17 protein-coding genes and 1 tRNA gene are annotated in these 17,020 nt (G+C 62.0%); 8 read left to right on the top strand and 10 right to left on the bottom strand.

Going from position 1 to position 17,020, the window contains the following annotated elements:
* Positions 1-61: 61 nt before the first annotated feature.
* Positions 62-763: an ABC transporter ATP-binding protein gene (locus R2R70_RS04305; RefSeq protein ID WP_043336899.1), complete on the top strand. Its 702-nt coding sequence runs from the start codon at positions 62-64 to the stop codon at positions 761-763.
* Positions 764-979: 216 nt separating this feature from the next.
* Here R2R70_RS04305 and R2R70_RS04300 read toward each other — a convergent pair whose 3' ends face one another.
* On the bottom strand, positions 980-1,339 hold the full coding sequence (locus R2R70_RS04300) for a hypothetical protein (RefSeq protein ID WP_410977360.1): 360 nt from the start codon (positions 1,337-1,339) through the stop codon (positions 980-982).
* 219 nt (positions 1,340-1,558) lie between these two features.
* Positions 1,559-2,467, bottom strand: coding sequence for an N-acetylmuramoyl-L-alanine amidase (locus tag R2R70_RS04295; RefSeq protein ID WP_410977359.1), 909 nt, complete (start codon positions 2,465-2,467; stop codon positions 1,559-1,561).
* 408 nt (positions 2,468-2,875) lie between these two features.
* Between R2R70_RS04295 and R2R70_RS04290 the strand changes: the two genes are divergently transcribed.
* The 4 genes from R2R70_RS04290 to R2R70_RS04275 all read left to right on the top strand — a co-directional run bounded on the left by R2R70_RS04290 (position 2,876) and on the right by R2R70_RS04275 (position 8,210).
* Positions 2,876-4,381: a fumarate hydratase gene (locus tag R2R70_RS04290; protein ID WP_054556993.1), complete on the top strand. Its 1,506-nt coding sequence runs from the start codon at positions 2,876-2,878 to the stop codon at positions 4,379-4,381.
* Between the two features lie 199 nt (positions 4,382-4,580).
* Positions 4,581-6,008, top strand: coding sequence for a cardiolipin synthase (cls, locus tag R2R70_RS04285; protein ID WP_107334654.1), 1,428 nt, complete (start codon positions 4,581-4,583; stop codon positions 6,006-6,008).
* Positions 6,009-6,237: 229 nt separating this feature from the next.
* Entirely contained in the window at positions 6,238-7,488 is a 1,251-nt protein-coding gene (mtnK, locus tag R2R70_RS04280; RefSeq protein ID WP_410977358.1) for an S-methyl-5-thioribose kinase, read from the top strand.
* 182 nt (positions 7,489-7,670) lie between these two features.
* Complete coding sequence (locus R2R70_RS04275; RefSeq protein ID WP_043336867.1) at positions 7,671-8,210, top strand: YaeQ family protein; 540 nt, start codon at positions 7,671-7,673, stop codon at positions 8,208-8,210.
* A gap of 132 nt (positions 8,211-8,342) precedes the next feature.
* Here the strand turns inward: R2R70_RS04275 and R2R70_RS04270 are convergent, their stop codons facing one another.
* Entirely contained in the window at positions 8,343-9,434 is a 1,092-nt protein-coding gene (locus R2R70_RS04270; RefSeq protein WP_410977357.1) for a GGDEF domain-containing protein, read from the bottom strand.
* A 281-nt stretch (positions 9,435-9,715) separates the two neighbouring features.
* Complete coding sequence (locus R2R70_RS04265) at positions 9,716-9,985, bottom strand: hypothetical protein (protein ID WP_107334657.1); 270 nt, start codon at positions 9,983-9,985, stop codon at positions 9,716-9,718.
* Between the two features lie 244 nt (positions 9,986-10,229).
* Here R2R70_RS04265 and R2R70_RS04260 point away from each other — a divergent pair.
* Positions 10,230-10,306: transfer RNA gene (locus R2R70_RS04260), tRNA-Pro, on the top strand.
* Positions 10,307-10,799: 493 nt separating this feature from the next.
* Positions 10,800-11,165, top strand: coding sequence for a hypothetical protein (locus R2R70_RS04255; RefSeq protein ID WP_410977356.1), 366 nt, complete (start codon positions 10,800-10,802; stop codon positions 11,163-11,165).
* Between the two features lie 342 nt (positions 11,166-11,507).
* Here R2R70_RS04255 and R2R70_RS04250 read toward each other — a convergent pair whose 3' ends face one another.
* The 4 genes from R2R70_RS04250 to arfB all read right to left on the bottom strand — a co-directional run bounded on the left by R2R70_RS04250 (position 11,508) and on the right by arfB (position 13,480).
* Positions 11,508-11,810: a hypothetical protein gene (locus R2R70_RS04250; protein ID WP_199852321.1), complete on the bottom strand. Its 303-nt coding sequence runs from the start codon at positions 11,808-11,810 to the stop codon at positions 11,508-11,510.
* Positions 11,811-11,956: 146 nt separating this feature from the next.
* Positions 11,957-12,250, bottom strand: coding sequence for a helix-turn-helix domain-containing protein (locus tag R2R70_RS04245; protein WP_199852391.1), 294 nt, complete (start codon positions 12,248-12,250; stop codon positions 11,957-11,959).
* A 50-nt stretch (positions 12,251-12,300) separates the two neighbouring features.
* Positions 12,301-13,008 (bottom strand): SIMPL domain-containing protein, encoded by a 708-nt coding sequence (locus R2R70_RS04240; RefSeq protein WP_410977355.1) that lies wholly within the window; start codon positions 13,006-13,008, stop codon positions 12,301-12,303.
* 58 nt (positions 13,009-13,066) lie between these two features.
* Complete coding sequence (gene arfB, locus R2R70_RS04235) at positions 13,067-13,480, bottom strand: alternative ribosome rescue aminoacyl-tRNA hydrolase ArfB (RefSeq protein WP_410977354.1); 414 nt, start codon at positions 13,478-13,480, stop codon at positions 13,067-13,069.
* A 367-nt stretch (positions 13,481-13,847) separates the two neighbouring features.
* Here arfB and R2R70_RS04230 point away from each other — a divergent pair, with 367 nt between their 5' ends.
* Positions 13,848-14,774, top strand: coding sequence for a LysR family transcriptional regulator (locus tag R2R70_RS04230; protein ID WP_054556984.1), 927 nt, complete (start codon positions 13,848-13,850; stop codon positions 14,772-14,774).
* Here the strand turns inward: R2R70_RS04230 and R2R70_RS04225 are convergent.
* Positions 14,746-15,669 carry an NAD(P)-dependent oxidoreductase gene (locus R2R70_RS04225; protein WP_410977353.1) on the bottom strand — a complete coding sequence of 308 codons (924 nt, stop codon included), beginning with the start codon at positions 15,667-15,669 and terminating at the stop codon, positions 14,746-14,748. The genes R2R70_RS04230 and R2R70_RS04225 overlap by 29 nt on opposite strands.
* Positions 15,670-15,769: 100 nt before the next feature.
* Positions 15,770-16,933 carry a M20 aminoacylase family protein gene (locus R2R70_RS04220; RefSeq protein WP_410977352.1) on the bottom strand — a complete coding sequence of 388 codons (1,164 nt, stop codon included), beginning with the start codon at positions 16,931-16,933 and terminating at the stop codon, positions 15,770-15,772.
* Between the last annotated feature and the right edge of the window lie 87 nt (positions 16,934-17,020).

Here is a 17,020-nt window from a genome sequence, read left to right as displayed (position 1 = left end):
TGTCGAAGACGTGACACCCGAGGCCACGCTTGCCGGTGAGGAACTCGCGCCCCGGGAGGCCATGCTGGCCCTCGAGCATCTGACCACCCACTACGGGCCGGTGCAGGCGCTCAATGATGTCTCGCTGGCCGTCGGCCAGGGCGAGATCGTGACGCTGATAGGTGCCAACGGCGCCGGCAAGACGACGCTTCTGATGTCGATCTGTGGCGATCCGCGTCCGACCAGCGGGCGGGTGTGGTTCGAGGGCGAGGAGATCACCGGCACGCCCACGGCGCGCGTGATGCGTGGCGGGCTGTCGGTGGTGCCGGAAGGTCGCCGCATCTTCACCGGCATGACGGTGGAGGAAAACCTGGCCATGGGCGGCTATTACCAGAGCAAGGAGGAGAACGAGCGCAGCATCGAGCACGTGCTGGGGCTTTTCCCGCGTCTCAAGGAGCGCTTCCAGCAGCGCGGCGGCACCATGTCCGGTGGGGAGCAGCAGATGCTGGCCATTGGGCGCGCCCTGATGAGTCGGCCGCGGCTGTTGTTGCTCGATGAGCCATCGCTGGGGCTGGCGCCCATCGTGATCGGGCAGATCTTCGAGATCGTCGAGCAGCTGCGCGAGCAGGGCACCACCATCTTCCTGGTGGAGCAGAACGCCCATCGTGCCTTGTCGATCGCCGATCGCGGTTATGTACTGGAGCATGGTCGAGTGGTATTGGCGGATAGCGGCAAGGCGCTGCTGGCCAACGACGACGTGCGCCGCGCCTATCTCGGAGGCTGATCGCTGGCAGTGATCGGATTCACCAAGGCAGGACGCCGCCCCCGGCACTGAATCGTCAGTGTCGGGGGCGGCGTCTTGTTTCGCTCTCGAGATGGGGATGAGGTGGAAGTGTGGGAAGGAGGGAAAGGAGAGGGTAAAGGCTGGCTCGGTCAGAGGTGTGCTGCTTGTGCCAGCCCCTGTATCAAATCCTGTCTCATTGAACTGCGTGAACAGAGGTCAGGCAGAGAGCGATTCGGGAAACTCTTCGGGCATGTAGGCGACGCCGTCATGAATGCGGTAATGATCGGTGGGGCCCGAGGCCTGGCAGCTGTTGACGCATGCCTGGCTGGCGGGAAGCTGGCGCAGGGGGTAGCGCACGCCGGCCCGGCACAGTTCCAGCATCTTCTTGAGCGCGCTGCGCTCACAGTAACCACACAGGCACTCGAGGGCGTTATCGAGGCAGTCTTCTTCGCTCATGCCAGCGCCGTAGATGCGATTGTCATCACAGACGACGAATCCGAGAGCGCCGGGGGATGTGGCGGGTGTTGTCATGTCTGCTGCCGTGTCAGGTACTGCACTGAGAATGTTGTCAGCCATGATGAACCTCATTGTGATGGGGTATTCCGGCTTCTCCGAGCCAGTCGCTAGTTTGTCTGTCCATGACCCTCTCTGGTCATGCCTCATCCCAGAGTAGACGGCGGTCGTCAAACTGCCATGCAAATCTGTTTGGCGCGTCAAGGACGAACCGATGCTGCGTCAGGAATGTGACAGAGAAATGACATTCAGATGACTGCCCGGGTCCCACACCTGGCGGTTTCAGGACGGCTGGCAGCCCGGCGACTGGCGGTAACGTGTGTTGAGCGCCAGCAATATCGCGACACTTTCGGCATCGAAGGCCCCGCTGATCGCTCCGGGACGAAAATGTGCCTGGAACGCGGCAATCGCCAATTCGGGACGTGCGGCGTCCACCGGATAGCCGTAATGCGTGAGCGCCGTGAGCAGAACCTCCTCTGTTGGCAGCCCCTCGCTTGCCAGCTGACGCTGGAAGCACAGCACGTCAGAGGTGCGTGGCCAGGCGCCGATACCGGCGTCATGCAGGCGTTGCCAGGGGAAGCGCGGGCCGGGGTCGGTCTTGCGCTCAGGGGCGATGTCCGAATGCCCGACGACATCCACCGCCTTGATGCCATGGCGCGCGATGATGGGCTTGAGCAGCGTGATCAGTGCGCTGATCTGCGCTTCGCTCCACGGCGCGAAGTCACGCGAGGGGGACCAGCGTCTGGCGACCGCCGCCCTGGCATCTTCCTGCTCGCCAGTCTGCAGTGGCACCAGTGCTAGCGGCCCGGCATTGACGATCTCGATGCCGATGGAAGTGTCATTGAGGTTGCTGCGTTCACCCCACTGACTGACGCCGGCATGCCAGGCACGGCGCGCTTCCGGCACCAGCGGATAGACGCGCGGCAGGCCGGTCGCGGGCATCGGCGCCGACAGCAGATAATGCGCGCTGACCTGAGAGCCGGTCAGGCTGATCAGGGAGCCGCGGAGATCATCATCGGTGTAGTGCAGTACCAGATGGCGAACCCGCGAATTGCTCTTGCCCTGGGGAGAAGATGTTACCCAGTCGAAGTTATCGCTCCCGTCACCTGCGCCAGAACCCGGCTGGGTGCCACAGCCTGCCAGCAACACAGTGAGCGCGGCAGCGGCCAGTGACAGCAGACGTCGCGACAAGAAGCGTGACGAGAAGGAGGGTGGCGAACAGGGGCGTGGTGAACAGGAGGGTGGCGTCATTGAGCGGTCATCGTGGCTGAAGAAGGAGAAGCTGCATGACAAGACGGTACCGCAACGGGACGGCGTTAGTCGCCTCGCGATGCACGCGACTGCCGGCAGCGAAGCAGACGGCTCCGGGCGGGAGAGCCTCACGCAGACTGGGCCATAACCTGCTGAATTCTCATGACTTGCGGGTTGCAGGATTCGCTCTGCCGCCTCGTGCTCGCATGAGGTATAATCCTGCGCACCTGACCTGACGCTCGCCCCGTGGCGGCGCGATTGCCGTGCCTGACAACAGTAATCGCCCCTGTGCCCTGCGCGCCAGTGTGTCTGTCTTTCCCATCGCTTGCCCTTGAGGAGCCGATCCTGATGACCGTGATCCGCCAGGATGACCTGATCCAGAGCGTCGCCGACGCGCTGCAGTACATCTCCTACTACCATCCGAAGGATTTCATCGACGCCATGAACGCGGCGTACGAGCGTGAAGAGAATCCTGCCGCCAAGGATGCCATCGCGCAGATCCTGATCAATTCCCGGATGTGTGCTCTGGGTCATCGTCCCATCTGTCAGGACACCGGTATCGTCACCGTCTTCGTTCACGTCGGCATGAACGTGCGCTTCGAGGCCGACATGAGCCTGGATGACATGGTCAACGAAGGCGTGCGTCGCGCCTATCTGCTGCCGGACAACGTGCTGCGCGCCTCCGTGCTGGCAGACCCGGACGGCAAGCGTGCCAACACCAAGGACAACACGCCGGCCATCATCCACCACAAGCTGGTGCCGGGTGACAGCGTCGAGATCCACGTCGCGGCCAAGGGCGGCGGCAGCGAAGCCAAGTCCAAGTTCGCGATGCTCAACCCGTCCGACTCCGTAGTCGACTGGGTGCTGGAGCAGATTCCGAAGATGGGTGCTGGCTGGTGTCCGCCCGGCATGCTGGGTATCGGCATCGGCGGTACCGCCGAGAAGGCGATGCAGCTGGCCAAGGAGTCCCTGCTCGAGCCGATCGATATCCAGGAGCTGCAGGCGCGTGGTGCCTCCAACCGCGCCGAAGAGATCCGTCTCGAGCTGTTCGAGAAGGTCAACGCCACTGGCGTCGGTGCCCAGGGCCTCGGCGGCCTGACCACCGTGCTCGACATCAAGGTCATGGATTACCCGACCCACGCGGCCAACAAGCCGGTGGCGATCATCCCGAACTGCGCGGCGACCCGTCACGTGCACTTCACCCTGGATGGCAGCGGTGTGGCAGAACTGCCGGCACCCAAGCTCGAGGACTGGCCGGAAATCACCCGTGAAGCAGGCGATAGCGTCAAGCGTGTCAACCTCGACACCGTGACGCCCGAGGAAGTGCAGAGCTGGCAGCCGGGCGACACCCTGCTGCTCAATGGCAAGCTGCTGACCGGCCGTGATGCCGCTCACAAGCGCATGACCGAGATGCTGGCACGCGGCGAGCAGCTGCCGGTCGACCTCAAGGGTCGCTTCATCTACTACGTCGGCCCGGTCGACCCGATCCGTGACGAAGTCGTCGGTCCGGCTGGCCCGACCACCGCGACCCGCATGGACAAGTTCACGCGCACGCTGCTGGAAGAGACCGGCCTGCTGGGCATGGTCGGCAAGGCAGAGCGTGGCCCGACCGCGATCGACGCCATCCGCGACAACAAGTCCAGCTACCTGATGGCCGTTGGCGGCGCTGCCTACCTGGTCGCCCAGGCGATCAAGAAGTCACGTGTGCTGGCGTTTGAAGACCTGGGCATGGAAGCGATCTACGAATTCGAGGTCGAAGACATGCCGGTGACCGTGGCCGTCGACAGCGCGGGCGTCTCCGTGCACCAGACGGGCCCGGCCAAGTGGAAGGAAATCATCGCCAGCCGCGCCTGATGACGGCCGAGTGATGAATCGTCACGTCCTGTGGTATGCGTCCTTGTGACATGACCTGAAGAACCCCGCCCGTGATCACTCATCGGCGGGGTTCTTGACTTTGCGGCGCTCAGACATCTTCCTGAGCGCCAACGCAACGGCATCGTCGCGCGCTACTGTGGCATACTCTGGCAACCCTGACGCCTGCAATGGAGTTGCAATGACCGCCTGGCTACTCGGCTTTCTACTGCTGACCAGTCATATCCTCGGTGCCATGTCTGCCGTCATGGCCCTGATGTCGAGCCGCACTTCACAAGGGGCGATCGCCTGGATTCTGTGTCTGCTGACGTTCCCCTATGTGGCGCTGCCACTGTACTGGGTGTTCGGACGTCCACGCTTCTATGGTTACGTCAGCGCTCGTGAGGAGCGCGATTCGACTATGCGCCGCGTGCTGATGCGCTTTCGGCCCAAGCTTTCGCCGTGGCTGTCACGCCCACTGGGCGGCAACCCCACCCATCTGGATGCCATCGAGCGTCTGGCGATGATGCCGGTCACCACCGGCAACCGCGCCAAGTTGCTGATCAATGGCGAGCACACCTTCGATGCGCTGTTTCATGCCATCGATGCCGCCGAGGATTACATCCTGATTCAGTTCTTCATCGTGCGTAACGATGAGCTTGGGGTGCGTCTCAAGCAGAAGTTGATGCGCCGCGCCGAACGCGGCGTGCGCGTCTGTTTCCTGTATGACGAGATCGGCTCGCGCAAGCTGCCCGACGGCTATCTGAATGATCTGCTGGAGTCGGGGTGTGAGGTCAGTGCCTTCAATTCCTCGCGCGGCTGGCGCCATCGCTTCCAGATCAACTTCCGCAATCACCGCAAGATCACCGTCATCGACGGCCGCGTCGGCTTCGTTGGCGGGCTGAATGTCGGTAATGAATATCTGGGCCATTCCGAGCGCTATGGTGCCTGGCGCGATACCCACCTCAAGCTTGAGGGGCCCAGCGTGATGGGCCTGCAAGAAGCCTTCTGGGAAGACTGGCACTGGGCGACCGGTGAGGTACTGTCGCTCGAATGGCAGCCGCAGATCAGCTGTGACGAATGTCAGCATGTGGTGATCGTGCCCTCCGGCCCGGCGGACCGCCGCGAGACGGCCAGCCTGCTGGTGCAGCAGGCGATTCACTCCTCGGTCAGTCGCATCTGGATCACGAGCCCCTATTTCGTGCCGGACCAGGGCGTGCAGGATGCGCTCAAGATCGCAGCGCTGCGCGGGGTGGATGTACGGGTGATGATTCCTGAGCGTCCCGATCACCTGCTGGTGTTCCTGTCGGCGTTCTCGTTCCTGTCCGAGATGATTCGCTCCGGCGTGCGTGTCTTCCGCTATCAGCCCGGCTTTTTGCATCAGAAGGTGATGTTGATGGATAGCCATACGGCGACCATCGGCACCGTCAATCTCGATAATCGCTCCTTCCGCCTCAACTTCGAGATCACGGCGTTCGTGCCTGATCACCAGTTCGCCTCGGAAGTGGAGGAGATGCTCGAGGAAGACTTCCGCCACTGCCGTGAAATCAGCTGCGAAGAGCTGGATGCGCGGCCGATGTGGCGCAAGCTGGTCTCGCGGGCGGCCTATCTGCTGGCACCCATCCAGTAATGCAGCACCCTGCATGCAAAGACCTGCATGCGACAAGCGCCCGCCGAGCTGATCAAAACTCACTCGGCAGGTCTTGCCAATCGCCGCGCCAGCAGGCATCTTCTCGCTATAACTGATCGCCTTCTTATTTCTTCATTGAATAAGGTGAGAGCCTTGAGGTGCTTCACGTGCCATGCACGCCAAGCGCCACCGAGGCCGGCGACTTCATGATTCAGCGCTGAGACCCGCCATGACTGCTCAAGACTCCACTGCTAGCACTGCACCCTCCATCGACTATCAGTTTCGCGATGATGCGGATGTGATCGCCTTCGCGCGCCAGCACGTCGGCGCGCGCTATCCGGCCTTCGCGACCGCTGAAGAACTTCAGGTCGAAGAGATCGGCGATGGCAACATCAACTATGTCTATCGCGTCTGCACGCCGGACCGCTCCGCCTCGGTAATCGTCAAGCAGGGCCTGCCCTGGGTGCGCATCATCGGCGAAAGCTGGCCGTTGTCGCTGGTGCGTGTGCGCATCGAGGCGGAAACCCTGCAGTTCGAGGCCGACTGCGCACCGGACCTAGTACCGGCGCTTCATCATTTCGATGAAGCTCGCTCGGCGATCGTGATGGAAGATATCGGTGATCACCGCAATCTGCGCCATGCCTTCCTGGAGCGCGCGTCATTGCCACGGCTGGGCGAGCAGATGGGGCGTTTTCTGGCCACAACGCTGTATCGCAGCAGCGACCTGGCACTCGATGCCCACGACAAGAAGGCGCGCGTCGCACGCTTCATCAATCCCGATCAGTGCAAGATCACCGAAGACCTGTTCTTCATCGATCCGTTCTGTGATCACGAGCGCAACAGCATCAATCCGGCGCTGCGCGCGGATGCCGAAGCCCTGTGGCAGGACACCGCCCTGAAGGTCGAAGTGGCGGAGCTCAAGCAGCGTTTCCTGTCCGCGCCCGAGGCACTGCTGCATGGCGATCTGCATGCTGGCTCGATCTTCGTGCGGGAAGACAGCACCAAGGTCATCGATCCGGAATTCGGCTTCTTCGGTCCGGCGGGCTTCGATATCGGCAGCTGGTTGGCAGCACTGTGGCTGGCGGCCTGCGCGCATACCGAGCTTGAGGGAGAGCAGGGCGACAAGCGTGACTACGTGGCACAGCTGCGTGCCCAGGCGGTCGCCAGCTGGGAAAGCTTCGCTCGGGAGTATCGTGAGCAGGCCGCCCACACGCCGGATGCCAGCTTCGCTGCGCTGGGCGTGGCAGAGCGTCTATTGGCTCGCATGTTGCGCGATGCGCTGGGCTACGCCGGTTGTGAGCTGATCCGCCGCACCGTGGGGCTTGCGCATATTCTGGAACTCGAATCCATCAGCGATGCGACCACCCGCGCGCGTGCCGAGCGGCGGGCGCTGGCGCTCGGGCGCGAGTTGATCATGGCGCGCGAAAGCCTGGGCGATATCGATGCCATCGATGCCCTGGTGGCGCGTCACCTCGCCTGAGGGATGGCATGCCAAGCAGGAGTCGGGCGTTCAGGGCCCGGCTAGGGTAGACTCTGCGCTCCGCACCCACGCGCTTGCCCTGTCACGCGCGTGGTTCAGTCGAGGAGCATGGTGCTTTATCGGGAGAGTGACTTCCTGGCATCGCCTTTCCAAGACGTCTGCCTTTTCAAGAAGAGATTTTCATGGCCCTGTCTTCCACGCCTTACAAGGTGGATCTGTCGCTGACCGACCTGGATCGCGGCGTCTACGAGACCCTGCGCTTCACCGTGGCTCGTCATCCCTCCGAAACCGAACTGCGTCTCTGCGTGCGTCTGCTAGGCCACGCTCTGTGGTACAGCGAGAACATCGCGTTCGGTCGCGGCCTGTCCGATGTCGATGAGCCGGCGCTATGGGAAAAGAGCCTCGATGGCCGTGTCCTGCACTGGATCGAAGTCGGCCAGCCGGATGCCGAGCGCCTGACCTGGTGCTCGCGACGCACCGAGCGTACCTCGCTGCTGGCCTATGGCAGCCTGCGCGTGTGGGAAACCAAGGTCGTGCCGGCGGTGGCGGGGCTTTCCAACCTCAACATCGCGGCCGTGCCGGAAGGTTCGCTGGACGCCATCACCGAGTCGCTGCCACGCAACATCAAGTGGACCGTGATGATCTCCGAAGGCACCATCTTCATCACCGATGACAACGGCCAGCACGAAATCAATCTCGAGTGGCTGAAGGGCGAGCGCTGAGCGATAGCGTTTGCTTGATGTCATGCGGTACACGAAACGCCCCCGCAAGCCATGCTTGCGGGGGCGTTGTCGTTGGGGATGGCTCAGCCGGAGCGGCTGTCGTGATCGAGGCTGGTTCGGTCCGGCCGCGGCTCAGATGACGCTCAGGTCCTTGTCGACCATCAGGCGGCCTCGGCCATTTTCCTTGGCGTGGTAGAGAGCGTCATCGCTGCGCTTGACCCAGCTCGACAAGGTGTCGTCGGGGTGCAATTCGCTGGCGCCGGTGCTGAAGAGGATCACGCCGTGCAGCAGGGGCGAGGCTTCGCAGCGCTCCCGCAGGCATCTGTCGAACTGGCGAGCCGTCGCCAGGGTGCCGGGAATCAGGATCATGAACTCCTCGCCGCCATAGCGTCCCGCTTCCCCCGAGAATTCCTGCGTCAGCTGGCTGACATGGCGTGAGAACTCTTCCAGTACCGTGTCGCCATACGGATGCCCGTGGTTGTCATTGATCATCTTGAAGTGATCCAGATCGCAGATCAGCAGGCAGGCGCTTTGCGAACGCCTGATCCAGGCTTCGGCCTGTTCATGGATGGCGCGGTGATTGTAGAGGCCGGTCAGGCTGTCCAGCAGGCTGAGGCGCTCGAGGCGCGCCGCATAGGCATTGGCGATATCGCGCTCTTCATGGATGCGTCGGGCGTAGCCTGCGATCACCACGCTGAGCAGCCCGAAGGCCAGCGTGTAGCTGAAGCCCATATCGAGAAAACGTATGCCTTCGGAGGCATAGCGGCTGACCAGGCCCGGCCTTGCATGTTCAAAGGCCAGCAGTGCCCATGGCATGAACATCAGGCCGATGATGATGATGCCTCGGCGCTTGGGGTTGGCGGGCAGTACCGCCAGCACATACGCCGACGCCATCAGGTAGAACAGCAGGGTCGGGCCGGTCGCGCCATGATTGAACAGCCAGTTGCCCGGCAGCATCACGAAGGTGACCAGCGCACAGAACAGCCAGGCCATGCGCTGGAACTCGCCATGAAAGCGAGAGCGATACCACATCAGGGCGATGAACGCGCTGGTGATGACCAGCACGATGTTGTACGCCGGCAGGGTGAGATCCAGCAGGGAATTGAAGAGGGCCGAAATCAGCCCGATGAAGAATGCGGAAACGAGAAAGCCATGGTGGAGTATCTCACGGGCGGAGCCGGTCTTGCCGACCAGCCAACGCCAGGGGGTAACTATCAATTTCAATGGGCTGACCATGTGACCTCGGGCATCGAGATATCAGTGCCCGCCAGGCACCAACCGGGAAAGGCTGGATGATACACCACCTCATCATCAGCCACAGCTCGCCAGAGCCAACGAAAGGTTCGCAAACTCTATGCTAACGAAATGTGGGTCAAAAAAATGCCGTATCCATCACTGCGCGCAATAACGCGGATCTCTTTTGCGCGCTGTGCGCAATATATTGCCTGTTCGGTACTGGCGCGATAACTCCTGATGCCTTCCCAATGATTTGCGTCGCCGCTCCGTTACTTCCAGGGCGTGTAGCGGTAGCTGTCGGGATCGTTGGCATCCGGGCTGTCGGCTTCCTTGAGGCGCACGAGGGTGTTGCCATCGTCATCCTCTTCGACTCCCGTCACTGTCACCGGAAAGTTGGGTGACAGGGCATCGAGTGCCGGCCATTGCCCCTTGGTGATCTGGCTGCCGGCGGCAGGGGCGCTGTCGGCGCTTACCTTGATGGGGTCTCCGCTGACGCTGGTGCCGCCTTTTAGCGTGGTGGTAAGCGTAAATTGGATCATCAGTCGCGAACTCCTCTGGACGATTGTTCTTCATGGGGCGTTGCATTCGAAGGTGCGCAATGAATGCCTGCTTCATGAACATGCGTCGCACCCGGGCATTTTGCAATGCCGACAGCGGATTCAGGTGTCACTGCGACACCAGATCACGATGCAGGTAAAGAAATGTGAGATTCCTGCTTTTCTTTTTGAGATCAATGCGGTACATTACGTCTCGTCTTGAGGGGGAAGCTCTTCCAGACACTGTCGGGACGTGGCGCAGCTTGGTAGCGCGCTGCAATGGGGTTGCAGAGGTCGCAGGTTCGAATCCTGTCGTCCCGACCAGATTCAAGTGAAAAGGCCATCCGGAAACGGATGGCCTTTTTGCGTTTTCGCACGTTCGAAAGATACCTGCCTCCTCACTATTCGCTCTCTGCTCCTCGTTCCATGCTTAATTTCCATTCTCGCGACTACCAGCCTGCCTCCCGCATCTCGCCTTCGTTGGTATGGCTCACTTTCCTGGCCCCTCAGCTCAATCAGCACTGTGCTCGCGCAAGTTCTGTCCTGAAGTTCTGTCCTCAAGTTCTGGCGCAAAGTGCTGCTCTGATTCGTTGCGACCTAGCACGTCCCTGGTGATGACTTGTCTGCGCGCAGCCATCCCCTTGAGCGTTGATCCAAGCAGGTGCCGCTGAAATATGGCCCTGACAATGCTGCCGCTTGAGTTGATCTGGATCAATTGGTTGTCGGTTCGAAGGGTAGAGCAGGCAGGATGAGTTCTCTAAGCATGTAAGTATTAGGGTTTTCGTATATACTGCGCCAGTCGATATTGGGGGTGATAATGAAAATCATAGACATTTACACGACATCTCGATTCAATCCCGAACGATCCATCCTCAGAGAAAAGCTGGGCGGAGGCTATGTGGTGCAGACCTGCGCCGTGGCCGCCGAGAACTACTGCTTCGAGGTCTCTCAGTCGCGGCATTTCATTCTAGGGTTTGAGGTCGCGGGTGCACGCAGTGCTGAATTTCTTTCGATCATCACCGAGGATTACGTCTTTCAGCATCCCGGCATTCGTCCGGAAACGCTCTCGGCCTACCTGCAGGATCGCGCCCGACATCCATTACGTCGTCGCGCCGCCTCTGCGCCTTCCGCCACTGCGTCAAGCGCCGCACGGCGCAGCGTCGCCAGGATTGCCGTTGGCTGATGATTCTTGAGGCAACGCTCTTCAGCGAATGTCGTTGCGCCTTGCTGAGGTGAAAAGCAGGCAAGAGACAGGCAAGCGCAGGGCTAGCGAGACAACTAGATAGACAGCCAGGAAGACTACAAAGACAAGAAAAACCAGCAGGGCAAGGAAGGGCAGAACGCAGCGTTGGGGATGGGGAGCCGTTCAGAGAAGACTGCGCAGATTTTTTTCACTTTTTGCGGCGCACACTTTTTCGGCACGGGCTTTTTCGACGCACACTTTTTACAACGTTCACTCCTCGCCGTGCATTTGTTCTTCACCCTGTATTTGCGCGCCCCATGTATTCGCAAGGCGCGCGCAGGGTCATGTTCTGGCCTGATAGCGCCTGAGCGCCCAGACCGTGCAGGCCAGGCACATACAGCAGAGCAGCGGCAGGGCGACATCGAGACAGGAATCCAGATTCCAGTGTTGCAGCAGGCCGTAGTCCCAGCGCTCCGCCTTGGGGCCGTCGCCCTTGTATTCGTGCTGAGCGATCTCGCGGCCCAGAAACAGGGCCACGGCGATGGCGCCTGCCGACCACACGCCAAACAGCGGCCATAGCGCCAGCTGGATCAGCACGGCGATCACGCCATGCTGAACGGCACTGCCCAGAATCTCGGCCGTCATATCTCAGCCATCATGCTTGAGAGCTCATTCTTGAAAGTCATCTCTCGTCCTTCACTTCTCGATCCTCATCTCTCGCCCTCATCCCTGGACCCTCATTTTTCTCCCCTCATTTCTCGACTTTGGTTGTTCGATTAAGCTTGCGCCTCTCACGCATAGCCCAGCGCCTTCTGCAGGCGTTCGGCGTTGTCGGCGACCCACTGGGCATTGATCGGCCCCCAGTCACGAATCACGTAGTGGCCGATGTTATTGCGCTGGCCTTCCTCGCGCTGAAATTCACAGACGATCTCGAGCTCACCCAGGGCGGTAATGGTGTCCTGAGCAGTACGCCGCGGCATGCCGGTGGCCGCGATGATGGCCGGTACGCTGGCGATGTCATGCGCGATGAGGTGGGCCACGAACAGGCGTCGATAGAAGCTCGTCTGGGTCTTGCTCAGCGGGATGTCGGACATGGGGGCTCCATACGGCGAAGAAGGGGGCTGTCGAGAGGTGATCAGTGGCTCAGGGTGTAGTCGATGGTGGTCACGACTCTGACTTTCTTGATGTCAGGGGTATAGCTGTCGAGATCCGAGATCGAGAAATAGCCCTGGCTGGCATGCTTGATGTGACCGACCGTGCTGCCGGAATCCTCTGCGAACTGCTGGGCGGCGCGCCGGGCATCCGCGGTCGCGGCCGCGATCATGTCGGGCTTGATGGCCTCAAGCCCCGTGAACAGGAACTCGGTGCGATAGGCATAGTCAGCCGACAGCAGGATACCCTCGCGCACCAGCTCACCGGTCAGTGAGGCACTCTGCTTGACGAGGTCGACCTTGGGCGAGCGCACCAGCACCGTGGCTTCGGCGCGATAGCGCTCATCCGGGCGCTGAGCGTTGTAGCTGTTGGCGTAGAGGTCAGTCACTTGGGGAGAGGTCACGCTGACCTGGTCGGCGGGGAAGCCCTGGGCGGTGAGAAAGGCGCGAATCTTGCGCTCATCATTGGCCAGCGCCTCATGAAGCCCGGTCAGCTGATTGGCATTGACGCTGAAGTGCAGCGGCCAGAGGGCCAGGTCGGCCTTGACCTCACGCTCCGCGAGCCCCTTGACGGTGACCACGCGGCTGGAAGATTCCCACACCTGCGCGGCCTGCTTGAGATAGCTGCCACTCCAGACCATTCCCACGGCCAGCAGGCCGCCCAGCACGGCCGAGCTGATGATGTTGCGCATGAATTGTCGTCCCTGACGTGAGCTGTGAGCTGTGAGCTGGCCGCCGCCTGTGGCGGGGTCAGTCCTGTACCTTGCCGCGCATGGCCTTGATCTTGCCCTTGCGCGTCTTGCTGTCGACCCGGCGACGCTTGGCGCCCTTGCTGGGCACTGTCGCACGGCGCGCCTTTTGCACCTTGACGGCCTCCAGAATCATCGCCTTGAGGCGCGCCAGCGCATCTTCCTTGTTCAGCTCGAGGGTGCGATGGCTCTGCGCCTTGATGATGATGACGCCTTCCTTGCTGATGCGCTGATCCGACAGCTGCATCAGGCGCTCCTTGTAGAAGCCGGGCAGCGTCGAGCGCTGCACATCGAAGCGCAGGTGAACGGCGGAGGCGACCTTGTTGACGTTCTGGCCGCCATTGCCCTGGGCGCGAATTTGGGTGAGGTCGATTTCCCAGTCGGCCAGCGCTACCGAATTGGAGATGGTCAGCATATTGAATCTCCTTGTTTTTTGGACTGTGTGGTTCGTCACGCAGGCACAGTCAGTGAAGCGATGGTCCATCTTAGCCTATTCGCGCACTGGCTTCAGAATGGCGCTTGTGTCTGCCCCTCCATTCGGTCAGCTCGCGACGCTGATCGTCTGCCCTCGCGTCACAGCGCAGAGAGCTGTGAGAACTGTCATGAAGAGGAGGAGAGGCGAGGAGGCGAGGCGACAATTCATTCTGATATGGCGTTGAGGGAGGGTGAGTTCAACCGCACGCTGCCCGAGACACCCGAATATCGGGTACTCTGCTGGCTGCGTCTTGCGTCAAGTCTCTCTACTTTGCTTAGCCCCTCTCCCATCCTCTGCAGAGCGCCTCATGGATATCCCGCATCAGCGTCTCGTCTATTTTCAGGTCACCGTCGAAGCCGGCTCCATCCGGCGTGCCGCCGCGCGTCTAAACATCGCCCCCTCGGCTGTCAGTCGTCAGATAGGTCTGCTGGAAGAGGCCATGGCCGCCTCGCTCATCGAGCGCACCCGTGACGGCGTGCAGCCGACGCGAGTCGGCGAGATGCTGCTGGATTACATCCTGCAGCGAGAGAAGCTCGACCAGCACCTCGGCGAACGCCTCGATGCCTATCAGCGGCTGGAAACCGGGGAAATTCGCCTGATCATCGGCGAAGGCTTCGTCGGCGACATCATCAACAGTCCGCTGCGCGCCTTTCGCAAGCAGTATCCCGGCATCACGCTCAAGGTCGATACCGGCAGCATGCAGAGCATCATCGACAGCGTGATCGAGGATGAGGCGGATATCGGCCTGATGTATCACGAGCGGGTCCATCCCCAGCTGCGCTTCTGGCATTCAAGCCCGCAGCCGCTGGTGGCCATCATGTCGCCGGAGCATCCGCTGGCGAGCGAGACCCATGCGCTGACGCTCGAGGAAGTCGCTCAGCATCCCATGGCGCTGTGGGGGCCGAGCCACGGCGTGCGTCAGCTGATGGACGATGGTTTTCGTGAGGCAGGGGTGCGCCCGCATATGGTGGTGCAGACCAATTCCATGGAGGTGCTCAAGCAGGCGGCGCGCTCCGAACTGTGCATCACGCTGTTGCCGGCCTTCGCCGCGGCGCGTGAGCTTCAGGAGGGCGTGTTGATCGCGCGGGATGTGGAGTGCGCCAGCTTCCGCCAGGCCCGCGCGCATATCATCACGCGGGTCGGGCGGCGCATGCCGCGTGCCAGCCTGCAGCTGCTGCGCCATCTCGAACGCTGGATCGCGGCGTTCAGTGGTCCGCGTCAGGAAGCGCGCTGATAGCAAGGGCTTGTGGTCTAGGGGCTCTGGTTTGGGTCAGGCGAGGCGGGTGCAGCTGGGCAGGCACCTTGCTCAGCCAGCGATCGCACAGATGATGGAGATCATCCTCGTCCGCCGGACACAGCTCCGGCGGCTGACAGCGCTCGAAGACCGCCTTCATCAAGCCTTCCGGCAGGTTGAGCGTGGTGACGAAACTGCGTGCCAGGCGCAGGTCGCGGCGCAGCTGACCGGTGGAAATCCCCGAGTCGTAGCGGCCCGGCAGCACCCAGCGCGGAAAATTCACCTCGCTCACGGCACTGCGCCCGGCGCCCAGGTTGATGGCATCGATGCACGCCTGGGGTGTCACCCCCGCTCGATAGGCCATGGCGACCGCCTCGGCGGTGGTGATCAGGTGCGCGGCATGCAGATAGTCGCTGGCCAGGGCGGCGGCATGGCCACAGCCGGCGTCCCCGACATGCAGATGCTGCGTGCTGATGATGTCGAGCAGCGCTGTCATGCGCGTCACTGTCGCCTCATCACTGCCGATCAACAGCGTCAGGCTGTCATTCGCCTCATCGGCCGGATTGCGACTGGTGGCCGCTTCCAGCCAGTGATGGCCGGCGAGGCGTGTCTGCACGGCCAGTTCGCGGCTGAGCGTGACATCACCACTGCAAAGATCGATCACGGTACTGCCGGGCGGCGCCCTGCGCAGCAGGCCTTGCTTGCCCGTCAGTACCTTCTGCACCTGTTGCGATGTGGCCAGCGCCATCAGGTAGACCTCGGCGCTGAAGGACGAATGGCTCGCGACTTGCCCTTCGGGCGCCGCCACTGCCGAGACGCGCTCGACTCCGGCGTGTGCAAGCGCCTGTGTGGCCCGAGTGCCAATGGGCGCATCGCCAATCACGCAGATCTTCATGCTTAGCACTCCTCGCCGGGCCCGTGTCGCTGGTGGTCTTGATCAGTGGTTGTCTTTATCAGTGTTGGTGGTTTCGTCAGTGCTTCACCCCGGCCATCTGCTATCCGCCAACGGCCAGCAGCTGACGTACCAGCGACGTCCAGTAGCTGACGCCGATGGGCGTGGCAGCATCATTGAAGTCGTAGTGCGGATTGTGCAGCGAGGCACTGTCTTCGCCGTTGCCCAGCCAGATATAGGCGCCCGGGCATTCCTGCAGCAGATAGGCGAAGTCTTCCGAGGCCATCGAGGGCGGCAGATCACGATGGACCTGCTGGATGTTCGGCAGCTGCTCGAGAACGCTGGCGCAGCGTTCGGCATGGCCGGGTGCATTCCGGGTCGCGGGATAGCGCGGCTGATAGTCGAAGTTGACCTTGAGACCGTGGAAGGTCGCCATGGCATCGACGGCGTCATGGAAGCGCTGCTGCAGATGCGCGCGCAGTGTCGGGTCGAAGCAGCGCAGGGTGCCGCGCAGTTCGACCTCTTCCGGCATTACGTTGAAGGCGTCGCCGGCATGGAACTGGGTGATGCTGAGAATCGCGGTCTGATGCGCCGGCGTCTCGCGGCTGATCAGCCCCTGCAGCTGGGTCACCAGCTGACAGGCCGCCAGGATGGTGTCCTTGCCCAGATGCGGCATGGCGGCGTGGCAGCCGTGACCGCTCAGGGTTAGGGTGAAGACATCGAAAGCCGCCATCACCGCCTCTTCATGCACCGCCGCCTCGCCGAGTGCCAGTCCCGGCCAGTTGTGCAGGCCATAGATGGCGTCCATCGGGAACTGCTCGAACAGGCCGTCCTCGACCATGCGACGCCCGCCACCTTCGTTCTCCTCGGCCGGCTGGAACACGAACACCACGCGGCCGGCAAAGTCCGGGTCGCGCGCCAGTTCACAGGCCGCGCCCAGCAGCATGGTGGTGTGGCCATCATGGCCGCAGGCATGCATCTTGCCCGGCGTGTGCGAGCAATGTGAGACGGCGTTGGCCTCGGTGACATCCAGCGCATCCATGTCGGCGCGCAGGCCGATGGTCTGGCCCTTGCCCAGCTTGCCGTCGAGCACCGCGATCACGCCGGTCTCGGCAAGTCCCGTGGTGACTTCCAGGCCAGCGGCACGCAGGATCTCGGCGACGCGCGCCGAGGTGCGGTGCTCCTCGAAGGCCGTCTCGGGATGCTGATGAAACTCATGACGCCAGCTGCGCAGCAGTGCCTCGTCGATCTTGTCGGGTAGTTGCATGCTGAATTCCTGTGGAAACCGGCACCCTGGAGTGCCGGCGTGAAAGTGATGAGAAGGGGGTAGCAAAGTGAGAAGCGAAAGGTAAAG

The sequence above is a fragment of the Cobetia sp. SIMBA_158 genome (assembly GCF_046566945.1).
Taxonomy (GTDB): domain Bacteria; phylum Pseudomonadota; class Gammaproteobacteria; order Pseudomonadales; family Halomonadaceae; genus Cobetia; species Cobetia amphilecti.
This window is presented reverse-complemented; position numbering and strand designations above follow the sequence as displayed.